This is a genomic window from Acinetobacter sp. SFD (assembly GCF_001647575.1).
In the GTDB taxonomy this organism is placed as follows: Bacteria; Pseudomonadota; Gammaproteobacteria; order Pseudomonadales; family Moraxellaceae; genus Acinetobacter; species Acinetobacter pecorum.
The window spans coordinates 63,376-79,034 of the sequence record NZ_LSZJ01000001.1; the positions used below are offsets into that span (position 1 = coordinate 63,376).

14 protein-coding genes are annotated in these 15,659 nt (G+C 45.6%); 4 read left to right on the forward strand and 10 right to left on the reverse strand.

The annotated features are described in order from the left end of the window. Positions 1–95 precede the first annotated feature (95 nt). Positions 96–2,663, forward strand: a complete 2,568-nt coding sequence (gene plsB / locus AY605_RS00400; protein WP_064094531.1) for a glycerol-3-phosphate 1-O-acyltransferase PlsB — start codon at positions 96–98, stop codon at positions 2,661–2,663. 237 nt (positions 2,664–2,900) lie between these two features. Here plsB and AY605_RS00405 read toward each other — a convergent pair whose 3' ends face one another. After that, positions 2,901–3,716: an NAD(P)H-binding protein gene (locus AY605_RS00405; protein WP_064094532.1), complete on the reverse strand. Its 816-nt coding sequence runs from the start codon at positions 3,714–3,716 to the stop codon at positions 2,901–2,903. A 33-nt stretch (positions 3,717–3,749) separates the two neighbouring features. Between AY605_RS00405 and recG the strand changes: the two genes are divergently transcribed. Together recG and AY605_RS00415 are read left to right on the forward strand one after the other, a co-directional pair. Continuing rightward, positions 3,750–5,795, forward strand: a complete 2,046-nt coding sequence (recG, locus tag AY605_RS00410) for an ATP-dependent DNA helicase RecG (RefSeq protein WP_064094533.1) — start codon at positions 3,750–3,752, stop codon at positions 5,793–5,795. After that, positions 5,782–6,417, forward strand: a complete 636-nt coding sequence (locus AY605_RS00415) for a ComF family protein (protein ID WP_064094534.1) — start codon at positions 5,782–5,784, stop codon at positions 6,415–6,417. The genes recG and AY605_RS00415 overlap by 14 nt, the downstream gene beginning before the upstream one ends. 4 nt (positions 6,418–6,421) lie before the next feature. Here AY605_RS00415 and AY605_RS00420 read toward each other — a convergent pair whose 3' ends face one another. Together AY605_RS00420 and AY605_RS00425 are read right to left on the reverse strand one after the other, a co-directional pair. Further along, a complete protein-coding gene (locus AY605_RS00420) occupies positions 6,422–6,823 on the reverse strand; it encodes an NUDIX hydrolase (RefSeq protein WP_064094535.1) in 402 nt (133 codons plus the stop codon). A gap of 32 nt (positions 6,824–6,855) precedes the next feature. Then, positions 6,856–7,446 (reverse strand): TIGR00730 family Rossman fold protein, encoded by a 591-nt coding sequence (locus AY605_RS00425; protein ID WP_064094536.1) that lies wholly within the window; start codon positions 7,444–7,446, stop codon positions 6,856–6,858. A 152-nt stretch (positions 7,447–7,598) separates the two neighbouring features. Here AY605_RS00425 and AY605_RS00430 point away from each other — a divergent pair, with 152 nt between their 5' ends. Then, positions 7,599–8,612 (forward strand): magnesium and cobalt transport protein CorA, encoded by a 1,014-nt coding sequence (locus AY605_RS00430; RefSeq protein WP_064094537.1) that lies wholly within the window; start codon positions 7,599–7,601, stop codon positions 8,610–8,612. Positions 8,613–8,723: 111 nt separating this feature from the next. On the opposite strand, the gene AY605_RS00435 is transcribed toward AY605_RS00430, so the two are convergent. The 7 genes from AY605_RS00435 to AY605_RS00470 all read right to left on the reverse strand — a co-directional run bounded on the left by AY605_RS00435 (position 8,724) and on the right by AY605_RS00470 (position 15,624). Beyond that, positions 8,724–9,014 carry an STAS domain-containing protein gene (locus AY605_RS00435; RefSeq protein WP_064094538.1) on the reverse strand — a complete coding sequence of 97 codons (291 nt, stop codon included), beginning with the start codon at positions 9,012–9,014 and terminating at the stop codon, positions 8,724–8,726. Positions 9,015–9,029: 15 nt separating this feature from the next. Beyond that, positions 9,030–9,656 carry an MlaC/ttg2D family ABC transporter substrate-binding protein gene (locus AY605_RS00440; RefSeq protein WP_064094539.1) on the reverse strand — a complete coding sequence of 209 codons (627 nt, stop codon included), beginning with the start codon at positions 9,654–9,656 and terminating at the stop codon, positions 9,030–9,032. An 18-nt stretch (positions 9,657–9,674) separates the two neighbouring features. Beyond that, positions 9,675–10,352 carry an outer membrane lipid asymmetry maintenance protein MlaD gene (locus AY605_RS00445; protein WP_064094540.1) on the reverse strand — a complete coding sequence of 226 codons (678 nt, stop codon included), beginning with the start codon at positions 10,350–10,352 and terminating at the stop codon, positions 9,675–9,677. Next, on the reverse strand, positions 10,352–11,131 hold the full coding sequence (mlaE, locus tag AY605_RS00450; RefSeq protein WP_005248230.1) for a lipid asymmetry maintenance ABC transporter permease subunit MlaE: 780 nt from the start codon (positions 11,129–11,131) through the stop codon (positions 10,352–10,354). Before mlaE ends, AY605_RS00445 begins: the two co-directional genes overlap by 1 nt. Then, on the reverse strand, positions 11,128–11,949 hold the full coding sequence (locus AY605_RS00455) for an ABC transporter ATP-binding protein (RefSeq protein WP_064094541.1): 822 nt from the start codon (positions 11,947–11,949) through the stop codon (positions 11,128–11,130). Before AY605_RS00455 ends, mlaE begins: the two co-directional genes overlap by 4 nt. A gap of 405 nt (positions 11,950–12,354) precedes the next feature. Beyond that, positions 12,355–14,244, reverse strand: coding sequence for a DEAD/DEAH box helicase (locus AY605_RS00460; protein ID WP_064094542.1), 1,890 nt, complete (start codon positions 14,242–14,244; stop codon positions 12,355–12,357). Positions 14,245–14,793: 549 nt separating this feature from the next. Continuing rightward, a complete protein-coding gene (locus AY605_RS00470; protein WP_034608351.1) occupies positions 14,794–15,624 on the reverse strand; it encodes an inositol monophosphatase family protein in 831 nt (276 codons plus the stop codon). Between the last annotated feature and the right edge of the window lie 35 nt (positions 15,625–15,659).

The following is a 15,659-nucleotide window of genomic DNA, read 5'->3' on the forward strand; positions in this document are numbered from 1 at the left end:
TTGTTAAAAAAAGATATATCGTTTCATCTTAGAAACCCGCAAAATAAATCCCCTCAGAAGCCCTGTGGTTTTGGTCAGTAAAATTAGGAGCAGCTATGTCCAAGAATGGCTTTGGTCAAATGTATCGCAAGCTTTCAAGTAAACTACTTGATCTTGTGGTTACCCCTCATATTCTTGGGGAAGTACCAAGTGAAGTGACAGCACCTGAATCTGATCAGACTACAGCAGAATCGCAAAAGCTGGTCTGCTACGTTTTACAGAACCATTCACGTAGTAATGCCCTCGTGGTCGATGCAGAAACGCGCCGTTTAAAATTACCGGCTGCACTTGATCCCATGCAACTGGGTAACCACAAGGAAAAAGCATCGTTGCTGTTTTTGCAGCATCATGATGAAAACAACCTGTTGAGTTCTCCCCCGCATGCTTTTCCGCCACGTCTGTTACGCCTGATTGAGGTTCTGGAACAGCATCCTGAGCTGGATGTCGAACTGGTTCCGGTAACAGTACTTTGGGGACGCGAGCCTGAAAAAGAAGATTCCTGGTTTAAGCTGCTGTTTACCGATACCTGGTCTACACCGAGCCGGGTCAAGCAACTGGTCAATATCGGCCTGCATGGTCGCCAGTCTTATTTAGAGTTCCATGAACCGCAGTCTTTACGCGCATTGATTAACTTTGCCAAAGAGACGCATCCAAATTCCGCGCCGGCAACCTATATTGTCAGCACTTTAAATGATTATCTAGATGGTCAGCGTGAAGTCATTCTCGGGCCGGATCTGTCCGACCGCCGTAATGTGATGCATGGTCTGATCAAGTCACCAGATGTACAGGCGGCGATTCGCAATGACAGTATCCGTAGTAAAACCTCGATGCTGGAATCCGAACGTCGTGCCATCGGTTATCTGAACGAAATCGTTTCCGATTATTCTCATTCTACCGTACGTTTTGCCGACAAAGCCCTGACCCGCTTATGGACCCAGCTTTATGACGGCGTGGAAGTCCATAATTTCAGTACCGTGCGTGAACTGGCCAAGGATTATGAAATTGTCTATACCCCCTGTCACCGCAGTCATATTGACTATCTGTTATTGTCTTATGTGATCTATCGCCGTGGTTTGATGGTGCCTTACATCGCAGCGGGCGATAACCTGAATATGCCTTTTGTCGGCCAGATTTTACGCGGTGGCGGTGCTTTCTTTATTCGCCGTACCTTCCGCGGCAACGCGCTCTATACCACGGTCTTTAAGGAATATCTGTATAGCGTCCTGTCACGTAATACCCCGCTAGAATACTTTATTGAAGGTGGCCGTTCACGTACCGGTCGTTTGCTACCGCCAAAAACCGGGATGCTGGCAATGACCGTGCATGGTCATTTACGTGGCAAGTCCAAACCGATTGTATTTGTACCGACCTATATCGGCTATGAACGCCTAATGGAAGGTGGTACCTATGTCGGTGAAATGAGTGGTAAGCCAAAAGAAGCCGAGTCTATTTTTGGTATTTTGAAAACCCTGCGCAAGATTGAACGCATTTTTGGCAAGGTGCACCTGAACTTCGGTAAACCGGTATTTCTGGATGATATCCTGAAACAGCATGGTGCAGAAAATATCAAGATCGAAAAGAACGATGATCCGGTTCCACAAGCGGTTTCTGACGCGGTGAATAGCTCTGCACAGGCTATTCTGGAAAATATTAACAGTGCAGTCGTGATCAATCCGGTATCGTTATTATCTTTAATCTTGCTGGCCACGCCAAAACATACGCTGGATGAAGAAATCTGTATCAAACAGCTGGATACTTATCGCACCTTGCTCACCGCTCTGCCTTATGATGAACGCATGCAGGTTACACCGCTGTCAGGCAAAGAAATAATTGCCTATGCGATGAAGCTGAAACTGATCAAACGGGTGAAGCATGTACTGGGCGATATTATTGCGATTGAAGATAATCAGGCGGTTCTGCTGACCTATTTCCGTAATAATATTGTGCATACTTTTATATTGCCATCCCTGATTGCAGCCCTGACTGAACATAACGGCACCATCCGCCGTCATGATGTGGTCAATATCAGCAGCACCCTATATCCTTTCCTCAAAGCTGAGCTATTTTTAAAATGGCATGAAGATGAGATTCAGGATCAGGTCAATGCCCATATTGACAACCTGATTTCTTCAAAACTGATCACGCAAGATGGCGAAAACCTGATTGCACCTGCACCGAATACTGAAGCGCATCATCAGCTCGAAGTTCTGGCTGCCCCAGTGACCCAAAGTCTGGAACGTTATTACATGACTTTGGCACTGATTACCCAACGTGGTTCAGGCAATATTTCGACTCGCCAGGTGGAAGAGCTGAGCTATCTGGTTGGTCAGCGTCTGTCTGTATTGTATGAGTTCAATTCGCCTGAGTTCTTCGATAAAGCCCTGTTCCAGAGCTTTATTAAAGTATTAACCCAGAAAGGTTATCTGTGCACCAATGAAGACAATGCGATTGTCTTTGATGAACAGCTGGCCAATGTAGCGAAATATGCCGATCTGGTATTGGACGAAGTGAAATTGCAGATGCTGCATCACATTACCGCCTTTACCGATGAAGAACTTAAAGAAGCCCTGGATGCAGTTGCGGCTGAACAAGCCAAGAAACGTGCGAAGCGGAAAAAGAAGTAAGATTAAATAAAAAAGAGAGGCCTTAGCCTCTCTTTTTTATTTAAGAATTTATAAGAAGTGAAAACTGAGAAGCTAATGCCATTATTTAAATATAGCATTCCCTCTCCTGAGCGAGTTTTAAAGCACGGCTTTTAAAACGAAGCGCAAGTGAGGATTAGGGAGAGTTGGTTTTAGATAAAATCCTCCCCTAACCCCTCCTTTGAAAAGGAGGGGAATTCCTCCCTTTAAAAAGGGAAGTTAGGAAGGGTTATTTTTCCCCATCAACTCCAAATAATCCTCATAACAATCTGGATGCTCTAACTCAAATCCCATTTTTTGCATTCGGGTCGCATAAAGTTTCTTACCTGTCACCTGCTCACTTTCCACCTTAAGCAAAGGAAGCCCCATCTGCCGTTGGAACCATTGCAATATTTCATGCAATAATTTTGGATCATTGTTTGTCACAATATAAGACTTTTCAGGATGTTCCACGTGAATCATCTGTGCTAAGAAACGTGATAAATCTTCAATGTGAATCCGGTTGGACCAGTGCAGATTCGGATAACTCGTCATCGAGGCGGCCATTTTTTGCAGGCGTATTACTGAAGTACCGTAAATACCGCTCGGACGAATGATCGTACATTGCTCAGGATAAGCAGCGAAATAAGCCTGCTCCATCTGCTGCAAGATTTTGCCCTGAGCATCAATTGGGTGAATTTCGGTTTCGTCATCTACGATTCCACCGGAATTTTGACCACACACTCGTGTCGATGACACCACTACAATCCGTTTCACCGGATGCTGTTTCAAGGCAGCCACAATAGGTTGAACCGAATCCAGATAAGTCTGCTGATAACCTTCAACCGTACTTTGTTTTGGACTAAGTAATACATAGACCCAGTCAATTGGTGTAATTGCTGTTAAATCCAGTTGATGCACATCCTGAATCAGATGAGTTGCGAATGAATCTGTTTTGGGACTCTGGCTAATTGTGCTAATTTGATGACCTTGCTCAAATAGTTGTTTAGCCACACGTCGGGATGTTTTACCATAACCGATAAATAAAATATGCATTGAGCACCGAATCACAAATCTGGTTGAGGGGACATGGCTGCAGTCCATCAGTTACAAGGCGTTGGCAATGCCGCCGCCGCATTACTCGAAAAACTAAATATCTTCAATACTGATGATTTGCTTTTTCATCTACCACGTGACTATGAAGACCGTAGCACGATCATCCCCATGAATCAATTGAGCGTGGGACGCAGCTATCTGCTGGAAGGTATCGTTAAAGGCGTGGATTTTCCACCTGGCAAACGCAAATCCATGGCTGTGCTGCTAGATGATGATTTTGGCAAAGTCACTTTACGTTTTTATCATATTTATAAAGGCATTACCGACCGCTGCAAACTGGGTAACCGTTTAAGAATTTTTGGTGAAGTGCGGGTAGGTGCGCGCGGTCTGGAAATGTATCATCCCGAATTGCAAGTCATTACTGAGGACACACCTTTACCTCAAACCCAGCTCACGGCGATTTACCCTGCGACTGAAGGCCTGACCCAGCCAAAAATACGGGACTATATTCAGCAGGCCTTGGCTCAATACAGCGATCATCTGCCTGAATTGCTGCCAGCAAAATTTAGCAATGGTTATGCGCTGAAACAGGCACTGGAATATATCCATCACCCGCCAGTCAATGCCAATATGCTGCAGCTCGCACAAGGCTCACATCCTGCACAGCAGCGCCTGATCTTTGAAGAGCTGGTAGCGCATCAGATCAGCCTATTGACACGTCGGGCCTTCATCCAGCAGGTCGAAGCGCCTTCATTTGCGCCAAGTCAGACCTATGCCAAACGGTTACTGGCCAGTCTGGCTTTTGAAATGACCGGTGCGCAAAAACGTGTATCCAGAGAAATTGCACAGGATTTAAGAACCAATAAACCGATGTTGCGTCTGGTGCAAGGCGATGTCGGTGCCGGCAAAACTTTGGTTGCTGCTATAGCGGCCTGCCATGCCCTGGAAGAAGGCTGGCAAGTAGCATTAATGGCACCGACCGAGATTCTGGCCGAGCAGCATTATCTCAACTTTAAACGCTGGTTTGAACCTTTAGGCTTAAATGTAGCCTGGTTGTCCGGCAAGCAGAAAGGTAAAGCGCGCGCAGCAGCAGAACAGCTGATTCGGGACGGAAGTGCCCATCTGGTCATCGGGACTCATGCCCTGTTTCAGGAGAATGTCGAGTTTGCCAAACTGGGTCTGGTGATTATTGATGAACAGCACCGCTTTGGTGTGGATCAGCGCCTTGCACTCAGAAATAAAGGTCTGGATGGTATGTCACCGCATCAACTGGTGATGACTGCGACTCCAATTCCACGCACACTGGCTATGTCTGCCTATGGTGATCTGGATACCTCTGTGATTGACGAGCTGCCGCCGGGCCGTACCCCGATTCAGACCGTGACCATTCCATTAGACCGGCGCGAAGAAGTCTTGCAACGGATTGCCAGCAACTGTGGTGAAGGCAAGCAGGCATATTGGGTGTGTACACTGGTAGAACAGTCCGAAACTTTAGATGCCCAAGCCGCAGAAGCCACTTTCACTGAAATTCGCGAGCGCTTTCCTGCGCTGAATATCGGACTGGTACATGGCAAGATGAAAGCCGATGAAAAACAGGCGGTAATGCAGCAGTTTAAAAATAATGAATTACAGCTCCTGATTGCCACCACCGTGATTGAAGTCGGCGTCGATGTACCCAATGCCTCCATTATGGTGATTGAAAATGCTGAACGTCTGGGCTTATCTCAACTGCATCAGCTACGTGGTCGGGTCGGTCGTGGCGCCAAAGCCAGCTTCTGTGCCCTACTGTATAAACATCCGCTGTCGCAAAATGGTCAGGAACGTTTAAGAATCATGCGCGAAACCAATGATGGTTTCATGATTGCCGAGAAAGACCTGGAATTGCGTGGCCCAGGTGAACTGCTTGGAACCAAGCAGACTGGCGACATGAATTTCCGTGTGGCCAAACTGGAACGTGATGATCACCTGCTCAATCAGGCACATTATGTGGCCCAGCAGATGCTCAAGGATTATCCTGATCAGGCCGAAGCATTATTGCAACGCTGGCTACCGGAAGCACCGCGCTATGCCTATGTTTAAATTACTGCAACACGGAAAATCCTGGCTCACCCGCTTACAGCCCTGTCAGCTCTGCCTGACCGATTATCAGTCCATTCATTCAGTCTGTGAAGATTGCTGGCGACAATTACCCTGGGCACATCAAACCATTCAACGGCAGGAAATGCAGTTCCAGATTGCCTGCGACTATGCCTATCCGATGGATCGTTTGATTCAACTGTTTAAATATGAACAGAAACTGCATTTGCAAAATTTACTGGCAGGTGCGCTGTTAAGTTTAGACCTGCCTAAAGTCAGTGCGATAGTACCGATGCCGATCTCGAATGAGCGTCTGGCCGAGCGCGGTTATAATCAATCTCTGGTACTGGCCAAACATGTGGCAAAACAGTTGAATGCACCCATCTGGCAACCTGTTCGACGACTAAAACAACACTCGCAAAAGGGCCTAAGCCGGCTGGAGCGAATTGAAGATATCCAGTCACAATTCCAGATCAGCACCATTTCCAAGCTGCGGTATCGTCGGGTGCTGATTATCGATGATGTCGTCACGACTGGCAGCTCGATCCGGGCACTCAGCCAAACACTTGAACAACTGGGTTGTCAAAAAATTTATGCGGCCTGTCTGGCCGGTGCGGGAATCTGAACATTTACGCCTGAGCAAGTAACTGTGACTTCACCCATGGAATGACAATTTCAGTGGTCAAGGGTGCCAGCAAGACCTGCTTTTCGTCCAGATCTATCCATTTCATTTCAGCAATTTCCGCTTCAATTTTTGGTGCCTGATCCAGTCTTACCCAATAGACATAACTCACCAGTTGATGATCAGGCTCATTGGCTGTTGCCGTTTCAAAACGTCCAATGAATTGCTGAATGTGTGCTTGGGCGCCAATTTCTTCCTGAATTTCACGTAACATCGTTGCTTCTGGTGCTTCATTTGGCTCCAGCTTGCCACCAACCTGCATAAAGCAGGACGTTCCTTTCTTGCGAACCACAAGCAGTTGCTGCGCTTCATTTAAAATAATGGCTGCAGCCACTGTAATTATCTTCATCTCTGGTTTATGACTTTATGCTAGGGGGCAGCTTATTTTACAAGATCGGTCTGATCGCTCCTACCCCATTTAGGCTCAGGTGGCTGATAAGTTTCGAATTGACGTAAAATTTCTTCCAGATCATCGCTGACAATTAAAGCATCACTAAAACGTGCCTTGGTAAATCCTTTCTCGGTGGTCATGTAGATAAATTTAAGCAAGTCATCGTAGAAACCATCAACATTTAGAAAAGCACAAGGCTTTTTATGAATTCCCAGTTGCGCCCAGGTCCACTGTTCAAAAATTTCTTCCAGCGTTCCCGCACCACCCGGAATGGCAATAAACCCTTGAGCCAGTTCTGACATTCGGGTTTTACGCTCATGCATATTCTCCACCACGAATAACTTGGTAATATGCGGATGTGCCAGTTCACGATTCACCAGTTGCCTCGGAATTACCCCAATCACCTTGCCACCGGCGGCCAAAGCACTATCAGCGATAATTCCCATCAAGCCAGAACGACCGCCCCCATATACCAGCGTCTGATGCCTAGCGGCCAAGGTCTGACCCACCTTTTTAGCGATCTGGGCATAAAGAGGATCCGAGCCTAGGGCTGAACCACAAAAAATTGCGATAGAATTCATTATTTCATCCTCTAATTGACGGTATATTGTACGTAATCGCTTCCAGCGCGTTTTTTCCAAAAATAACCACTTAATATCAGTGTTTTTATTCAATTCCTTGTCTAAAATACACCCATTCCAATTCACATACTGCGCTAGGGAGAAAAGACAGCATGCTTGAAGCCTTTTACGCCACAGAGCGCGGTAGTTTAGAAGATATCACGATTAATGGTGATTTCGACTTACATCCAGATTTAGTGTGGCTTGACCTGATTGCACCTTCACAAGAAGAGCAGCAATGGATTCTAGATGCCTATGGGCAAAACTTACCGACTTTAAAATCGCTAGAAGATATTTCCTCCAGTGCCCGATTTTACCGTGATGATGACGGAATTTTGCACATCAGCACATATTTCTTAACCAAAAATAAAAACTATCAGGTCGAGAACGAAAATGAAGATGAGTCCAGTATGCTGGCCACGGTACAGACTGTGGCATTTATTCTGCATAAGGATCGTCTGTTTACCTTGCGCGGTGAAAAGCTGGTGGCTTTTCGTGCCTTTCGTGCCCGGGCACGCCGCAATGATTATGACATCGATTATAAAGATCCGACCTGGATTTTATTGGGTCTGCTCGAAGCCAAGCTGGATGAACTGGCCGACATCCTGGAAGATGTCCATAAAGATTTAGAAAAATATTCAACCGAAGTATTGAATAACCGTCATCGTGAGCAAATTCTCGATCTGGATGACATGATTACCCGGCTGGCGCAACTGGAAGATATGCTGGGTAAAGCGCAACTCTGTCTGATCGATTTACGTCGTGTTTTGACCTTCTTGGCGCGTCCACGCGCTTTAGGGAGTCATATTTATGATGCAGATATCAGGGAGCTCAGTGAAGATGTCCGCTCTTTGGTGGAGCATGATGCCTTCCTGTTCCAGAAAGTGCGCTTCCTGCTCGATACTACATCAGGATTCATTAACACCGAACAGAACGATACCATTCGCCGCTTCTCTATTCTGCCAAGTATGCTTGCGCCACCGATGCTGATTGCCAGTATTTATGGGATGAATACCGATGTATTGCCCTTTGCTAAAGGCTCCATGAGTTTCATTATGGTCAGTATTATTTTGATCGGCTTTCTGATCGGACCATTAATTTACTTTAGATGGAAGAAATGGATTTGAGCGAGCTTTAAAGCACTACTTTTAAAGAGAAGCTCAAGAAATACATCTCATCTGATCCATGCCTATTTGAAAAGTAATAAAAAAGCACCTTTCGGTGCTTTTTTATTACTTCTACTGAATGATTTTTAGATCATCCTGGAGATGGCTGGCCTGAATGATATTCATCATCTTCGGTGGAACAGCTTTAAACTGCAGGCCTTGTGCTTTAGGCGTCTGACGCAGCCAGCGCACCAATACTGCCAGAGCCAAGGTACTGCCACTTTCAAGCCCGGCCAGATTAACTACCAGCGGAAACTTGTTCTGTGACTGAATCACACGCAGGCCCTCTAGGTAATAGTCCTGCGCATTGGCATAGTCAATGTTGCCTGACACCTGCAATTCCTGATCCTTGAATACAATCACGGCTCACCTATCTGGTTATTTCTTTTCAATTGCGGCTTCTGCATCTGGTTTAAAGTTGGCAATCGCTGTATCTATATTACCGCCATTACGTTTGACTGTCGCAGCAAACTGGTTACGGAACTGCAAACCTAGGTCAATACCAGATACGTTGATGTTACGGATTTTCCACTGTGAACCTTTATCCACCAACTGGAACGCTACCGGTATTTTCTCACCCTTGTTATTGAAGTCGATGGTCACCACAGGGTTTTTGCTGTTGCTGGCTTTATATGGACGCATGCTGTAAGTCTGATTGCTATATTTCGCAAATGCCGAACCATAGTTTTCAATCAGGGTTTCACGGAAATTCTTTTCAAACTGGGCACGCTGTGCTGGAGTACTTTGTTGCACATAAGTGCCCATGACTGTACGCACAAAAGCTTGTGAATCAATATATGGATCCAGATTTTGACGCACAATGGTTTTGACCAAGGCTGGATTACTCTGTAATTTGCTATGATCAGCCTGTAAACGTTTAACCAAATTATCCGCCACTTGTTTAATAAACTCAGGAGGCGTTTGGCTTGGAGCTGCAAACACTGTACCAGCAACCATGGTGGAAAGAATGCTTGCTGCAAGCGTTTGTTTTACTAAAGTCTTCACTGATATCTCCTCAATCTATTATTCAACGAATGCAGGTTCTGCATCGGTCGATCCTGAAACTGTCGCCTGTTCTGGGGCTGCTTCTTGACTATCCGAAGACTTACCGGCACCGCCAGTAATAAACTTCGTGACTAAATCTTCAATTTCCATGGTGCCTTGGGTATTAGCAATCTGATCACCGCGTTGCAAATAGTTCAGACCTCCACCTGGAATAATTTTCAGGTATTTTTCACCCAGCAATCCATTGGTTGCTACCATAATATAAGCATCTTCATCAATATTAGTGATGGATTTCATGTTAGCTAAGAGTTGTTTTTCCATGTCTTTTTGTTGTGCCGGAGTAGCCGCTGTATAGTCTGAACTATAACGCAACTCTTCCAGCGCATTTTGCTGAACCTGCTTTAGCTGTTCGGCATTAAACGAGGTCAACGAGCCATCCAGCGTCATATGTACGGTCGCCAGACGAGTGACAGGATCCAAGGTAATCTGGTCCACCTGTCCTACTTTTACACCACTTAATGCCACTTTGGCCCGTGGCTTGATCCCATTCACATTTTCAAAAGTTGCCGTCATTTCATAGCTGTCGGAAATATTGTTCCCAACCAGGCCACTGACTCGCATTGCCAGGAAAAATAAGGCAATACCAAACAAAATAACAAAAACACCAACGGCCAGCTCACTAGTACGTGATTTCATTAAACACCTCCGAACATGACCGCAGTCAACACAAAGTCAAAGCCTAAAACGCACAGTGAAGAATATACGACTGTACGGGTTGTAGAAGTTGCAATACCTTCCGAGGTCGGGACACAAGCATAACCTTGGTATACCGCAATCCAGGTACAAATTAATGCAAATACAAAACTTTTAATGATGGTGCCATTCAAGACATCTTTGTAGAATTGCACGCTGCTTTCCATGCCGCTCCAATACGCGCCTTCGTCGGCTCCCAGAAAGTCCACACCGACCATCTTACCGCCCATAATCCCGACTGCAGCAAAGATAACCGAAAGCATGGGCAAGCTGAAAATCCCTGCCCAAAGACGTGGCGAAATTACACGCTTTAATGGATCTACCCCAATCATTTCCATACTGGACAGTTGTTCAGTGGCTTTCATCAGGCCAATTTCTGCGGTCAAGGCTGAACCGGCACGTCCAGCAAACAGCAAAGCCGCAACTACTGGCGCCAGCTCACGCAGCAAAGTCAGTGCAACTGCTGTTCCCAGCATCGACTCACTGCCAAAGGTCGACAAGATGCTAAACATCTGCAAACCAAGAACGGCTCCAATAAACAGGCCAGACACCACAATAATCAGCAGGGACAACACCCCGACCCGGTACATCTGATAAACAAACAGTTTCACTCCAAGCCATGTCGGCATGGAAAATAAAATCTGCAACAGCATCAGGGTCGCGACCCCAATCCCCTGTACACGTTCAATAACGCGTCTACCTAATGCGGCAATTGCATTCATGAACGTACCTCATCACTTAAATAAGCCCGATGACTAAACTGATAATCCACCGGACCTTCTACCGAACCGGTCAGGAATTGCTGTACAAAAGCAGACGGATGCGCCTTGAGTTCTGCCGGCGTACCTTCGCCCTGAATTTTGCCCTCTGCCACCACATAAATGTAGTCAGCAATGGATAGGGTTTCTGCGACATCATGCGAAACAATAATCGTGGTCAAGTCCAGTGCTTCACGCAAAGAGCGGATTAAACGGGTCAACACCCCCATCACAATCGGATCCTGCCCGGCAAAGGGTTCATCGTACATGATCAGCTCAGGATCCAGCGCGATTGCCCGGGCCAAAGCTACGCGTCGGTTCATACCGCCAGACAGTTCAGACGGCATCATCTGCTCTGCACCACGCAAACCAACTGATTCCAGTTTTAGTGCCACGATTTCTTTAATCAAATGCTCTGGCAGTTTGGTATGGGCACGAATTGGAAACGCGACATTTTCATACACACTCATATCGGTAAACAAAGCACCGCTCTGAAATAACATGCCCATACGTGCACGTGCTGAAAAAAGCTCGGAACGCGACATTGAGGCAATATCTTTGCCGTCCAACAAAACTTGGCCATGTTCCGGTGTCAGCTGTCCACCAATTAACCTTAATAAAGTGGTTTTACCGGTTCCGGATGGCCCCATGATGGCAGTAATCTGCCCACGACGAATATTCAAACTCACGTCGTCATAAATCACGCGCTCACCCCGCTTGAAGCTCAAATTCTTGACTTCAATCAGAGATTGACGAGTATCTCGCGCTGTTTGATTTTTCATAGCTGAGTTTATTCCTGCATTTTTTCAGCATGCATACTATAAAGGAACGACGTTCAAAATGTTAGCAGTTGAAAAAGATGGGTTAATATCATAATAAAATGACAATAATTGAATATTTCGGATTTTTTATAGAAAAAATATGTACTTAAGTTTAAGTCAAATAGCTTGCTTAATTAAAAAGACTGTATAAATAGTAGATAATATTACATAAAATCAAGGTCAATGCGATATATGGCATATACACCTCTATCAATTGAGATCGAACAGTTAAGCTTTTCATATCAATAATTATCATAACCCTGACTAAACATGAATTAGTAGACATTTTACGTTAAAAAGTAAAAAACTCAATGCATAAAAAAACCGGTATTTCTACCGGTTTTTTATCTTCATCTAGCGACTGAATTAGTCGTTAAATTTGCGACGTGGACGATCTTCACCACCGAATGAACGTTCAGTACGTGGCTTGTCATCAAAGTTGCGACGAGCTGGACGATCACCAAAATCACGTTTTGGACGGTCATCACCGAATGAACGTGCTGGACGATCACCGAAACCACCTTCACGACGTGGAGCTGGACGATCACCAAAATCACGTTTTGGACGATCACCATAACCGCCTTCACGAGCTGGTTTGTAATCTACACGGTTACCACGGTTGTCATCATTAGAGCGAGGACGGTCACCAAAACTACCTTCACGACGTGGAGCTGGACGATCACCGAAGTCACGCTTTGGACGGTCATCAAATGAACGTTGTGGACGATCACCAAAACCGCCTTCACGACGTGGAGCTGGACGATCACCGAAATCACGCTTCGGACGGTCATCAAACGAACGTTGTGGACGATCACCAAAACCGCCTTCACGACGTGGAGCTGGACGATCACCGAAGTCACGACGTGGACGATCTTCGCCACCGAACGCTGGACGTTCGCCACGAGGTTTGTCATCGAAGCTACGACGTGGACGATCATCACTGCCTTCACGACGTTTGAAATTGCTTTCACCTTCAAAACGACTACGACCACCGCCATCACGACCACGACCACCGCCGAAACCGCCACGACCACGACCACCGCCATCACGACCACGACCGCCGCCATCACGACTACCGCGTGCAGGAGGTGGAGATGGCTCAAGGCCTTCAATTTCAGATACGTTCAGACGCGCATCAAGGAAGTCTTCCAAAGCACGGATTTTACCGCGTTCACGGTAAGTCGCCAAAGTAATGGCTTTACCAGTACGACCCGCACGACCTGTACGACCGATACGGTGTACATAGTCTTCGTTCTTCATTGGAAGACCGAAGTTGATTACGTGTGAAATAGTTGGTACGTCAAGACCACGTGCCGCAACGTCAGTTGCAACCAAGATCTTCGCACGACCTTCACGAATGCTACGTAAACGACGGTTACGAACCGTTTGTGGCATAGCACCATGAAGCGCTACAACTGATAAACCTGCTTCAGCAAGCTCTTCAGCCAACATATCTGTGTCTTCTTGAGTTGACGCAAATACAACTGCTTGATCAACGTCTTCTTCGTTTAACCAGTGAGTCAGTAATTTTTTCTTGTGTTCGAAACCGTCAGTCCAATGCAAAGTCTGAGTAATATCAGTATTTGTAGAGTGACCTGTTTCGATCGAAATACGCATTGGATCATTCATCATGCGTTCAGCAAGTGTAATGATACGTGGTGCAAACGTCGCAGAGAACATAAGAGTCTGTTTGCGGTTTGCAGCCAACTCACCAATTGCTTCCAAGTCTTCAGAGAAGCCCAGGTCAAGCATACGGTCAGCTTCATCGACGATTAACGCGTCAACTTTATCCAATTTGATTTGACGACGATTCACCAAGTCAAGTAAACGACCTGGAGTTGCAACAACAACTTGCGCGCCTTTTAACTGTTGAATTTGCTTACCAAAAGGCATACCGCCCATGATTGCTGCAATACGAACACCTTTCATATGACGTACAAGCGCAATTGCGTCTTGACACACCTGTTGTGCCAATTCACGAGTCGGTGAAATCACCAAAATATTCGGTTGAGTAACCGCTTTCATACGGTCTTTAAACGGTACTAATGTATCTTGGTTTGCCAACGCATTTAACGTAGGCAGTAAGAATGCAGCAGTTTTACCAGAACCTGTTTGGCTTGATACAAGAAGGTCTTTACCTTCAAGTGCAGCTGGAATCGCTTGTTCTTGTACAGGAGTAGGAGTAGTAAAGCCTAAAGCGTCGAGAGCCTGGGTTAGAGATTCGTCGAGAGAAAAATCAGCAAAAGTTTTGCTCATAGAGAGTGTTCACCCTGAAGTGGGTGCTCCATTAAATAAATTACAATATGGACATCGGCAAAAAGCGGCACAGCAAATAGAGCTGAAAAAGTTAGGATTCAGCAGCGATCCGAATAACGACGATGTGGATATAACGCACGTATATGATTACGGCCGCAAACCTGAAGGAATCGCTTAAGCGATTGGGGCGCGAAGGATATGTCCTCTCTATGGACAGAACGCGCATACAATGATTAGAAGATAGTGTTCAGGTAAAGAACGGAAAATTAAGTGCGTGCCGAAATTATAGCAGAATATTCCACAATGTCATTAAGTTTTAAAACTAATTTTCTTTATTCATAAATTATGTATAATTTTCTTATACTTAAAGAATTATAAAAGTGTAGTTATTGGTCTAAAAAGTCAATTTTCTGTAATTCACCGGACATTTCCGATATCTAGTCAGTGTTAAAAATATAGACATTACCCGATTAAAAGAAGATAAGTATATAAAAAAGGCATCCCGAAGGATGCCTTTTAGAATATTAAATCTGCTTCATCTAAACCCGATTATTTTGCTGCTTCACCCCAAGCAGGAACAACTGCTTGCATTAAAGGCTTAAGCATTTTCATTGAACAAGCCAAAACTTGACCATTTTCCATAGAGTCGCTACCACCACGTGCATCAACTACAGTACCGCCTGCTTCTTTCACGATCAATTCACCCGCTGCGATATCCCAAGGTTTCAAACCAAGTTCAAAATAAGCGTCGAAACGACCGGCAGCCACATAAGCCAAATCCAATGCTGCAGAACCTGAACGGCGATATTGCGCACCAGCTTCAGTAACATTTAACAAAGACTGGAAATGATTCTTGGCATAAGACACAACTTCGCCATTACGTTTGGCACGATACGCATGACCAACAGCCATAAAGGTATTTTCCAGGCTGTCTTTGACATTCACACGAATACGGCGCTGGTTCATCATGGCACCACGACCACGACTGGCAGAGAATAGCTCATCTTTCACCGGGTCATAAATCACCCCGTGTTGAGTAATGCCTTTGTGCTGAACTGCGATAGAAATACAGAAATGCGGGAAACCGTTAATGAAGTTTAAAGTGCCATCTAGCGGATCGATCACCCAACACCAATCGGCGTCATGACCATTACCTTCCTGATAGCCAAATTCTTCACCAAGGAAACTGTGATTTTTATAGCTTTTACGTAGGGTATCGATGGTCAACTGCTCCAGATAACGATCTACACGCGTTACCGGACCATCAATTCCTTTTTCTTCGACTTGTAGATCGAGTTTATGACGATTCTGATGCGCTTTTAAAAGCTCTTGACCAACTAACTGAGCCGCACGCGCAGCCATCACCACCATAGGTTCCATTGAACACCCACTACAAATTTGAAGACACTGATAAA

Bases quoted from the DNA above. Each gene is read 5' to 3' on its own strand.
- recG (WP_064094533.1), top strand. From the start codon at position 3,750: ATGGCTGCAGTCCATCAGTTACAAGGCGTTGGCAATGCCGCCGCCGCA.
- mlaE (WP_005248230.1), bottom strand. From the start codon at position 11,131: ATGAATGCAATTGCCGCATTAGGTAGACGCGTTATTGAACGTGTACAG.
- AY605_RS00420 (WP_064094535.1), bottom strand. From the start codon at position 6,823: ATGAAGATAATTACAGTGGCTGCAGCCATTATTTTAAATGAAGCGCAG.
- AY605_RS00460 (WP_064094542.1), bottom strand. From the start codon at position 14,244: ATGAGCAAAACTTTTGCTGATTTTTCTCTCGACGAATCTCTAACCCAG.
- AY605_RS00470 (WP_034608351.1), bottom strand. From the start codon at position 15,624: ATGGAACCTATGGTGGTGATGGCTGCGCGTGCGGCTCAGTTAGTTGGT.
- AY605_RS00455 (WP_064094541.1), bottom strand. From the start codon at position 11,949: ATGAAAAATCAAACAGCGCGAGATACTCGTCAATCTCTGATTGAAGTC.
- AY605_RS00405 (WP_064094532.1), bottom strand. From the start codon at position 3,716: ATGCATATTTTATTTATCGGTTATGGTAAAACATCCCGACGTGTGGCT.
- AY605_RS00445 (WP_064094540.1), bottom strand. From the start codon at position 10,352: ATGAAATCACGTACTAGTGAGCTGGCCGTTGGTGTTTTTGTTATTTTG.
- AY605_RS00430 (WP_064094537.1), top strand. From the start codon at position 7,599: ATGCTTGAAGCCTTTTACGCCACAGAGCGCGGTAGTTTAGAAGATATC.
- plsB (WP_064094531.1), top strand. From the start codon at position 96: ATGTCCAAGAATGGCTTTGGTCAAATGTATCGCAAGCTTTCAAGTAAA.
- AY605_RS00425 (WP_064094536.1), bottom strand. From the start codon at position 7,446: ATGAATTCTATCGCAATTTTTTGTGGTTCAGCCCTAGGCTCGGATCCT.
- AY605_RS00415 (WP_064094534.1), top strand. From the start codon at position 5,782: ATGCCTATGTTTAAATTACTGCAACACGGAAAATCCTGGCTCACCCGC.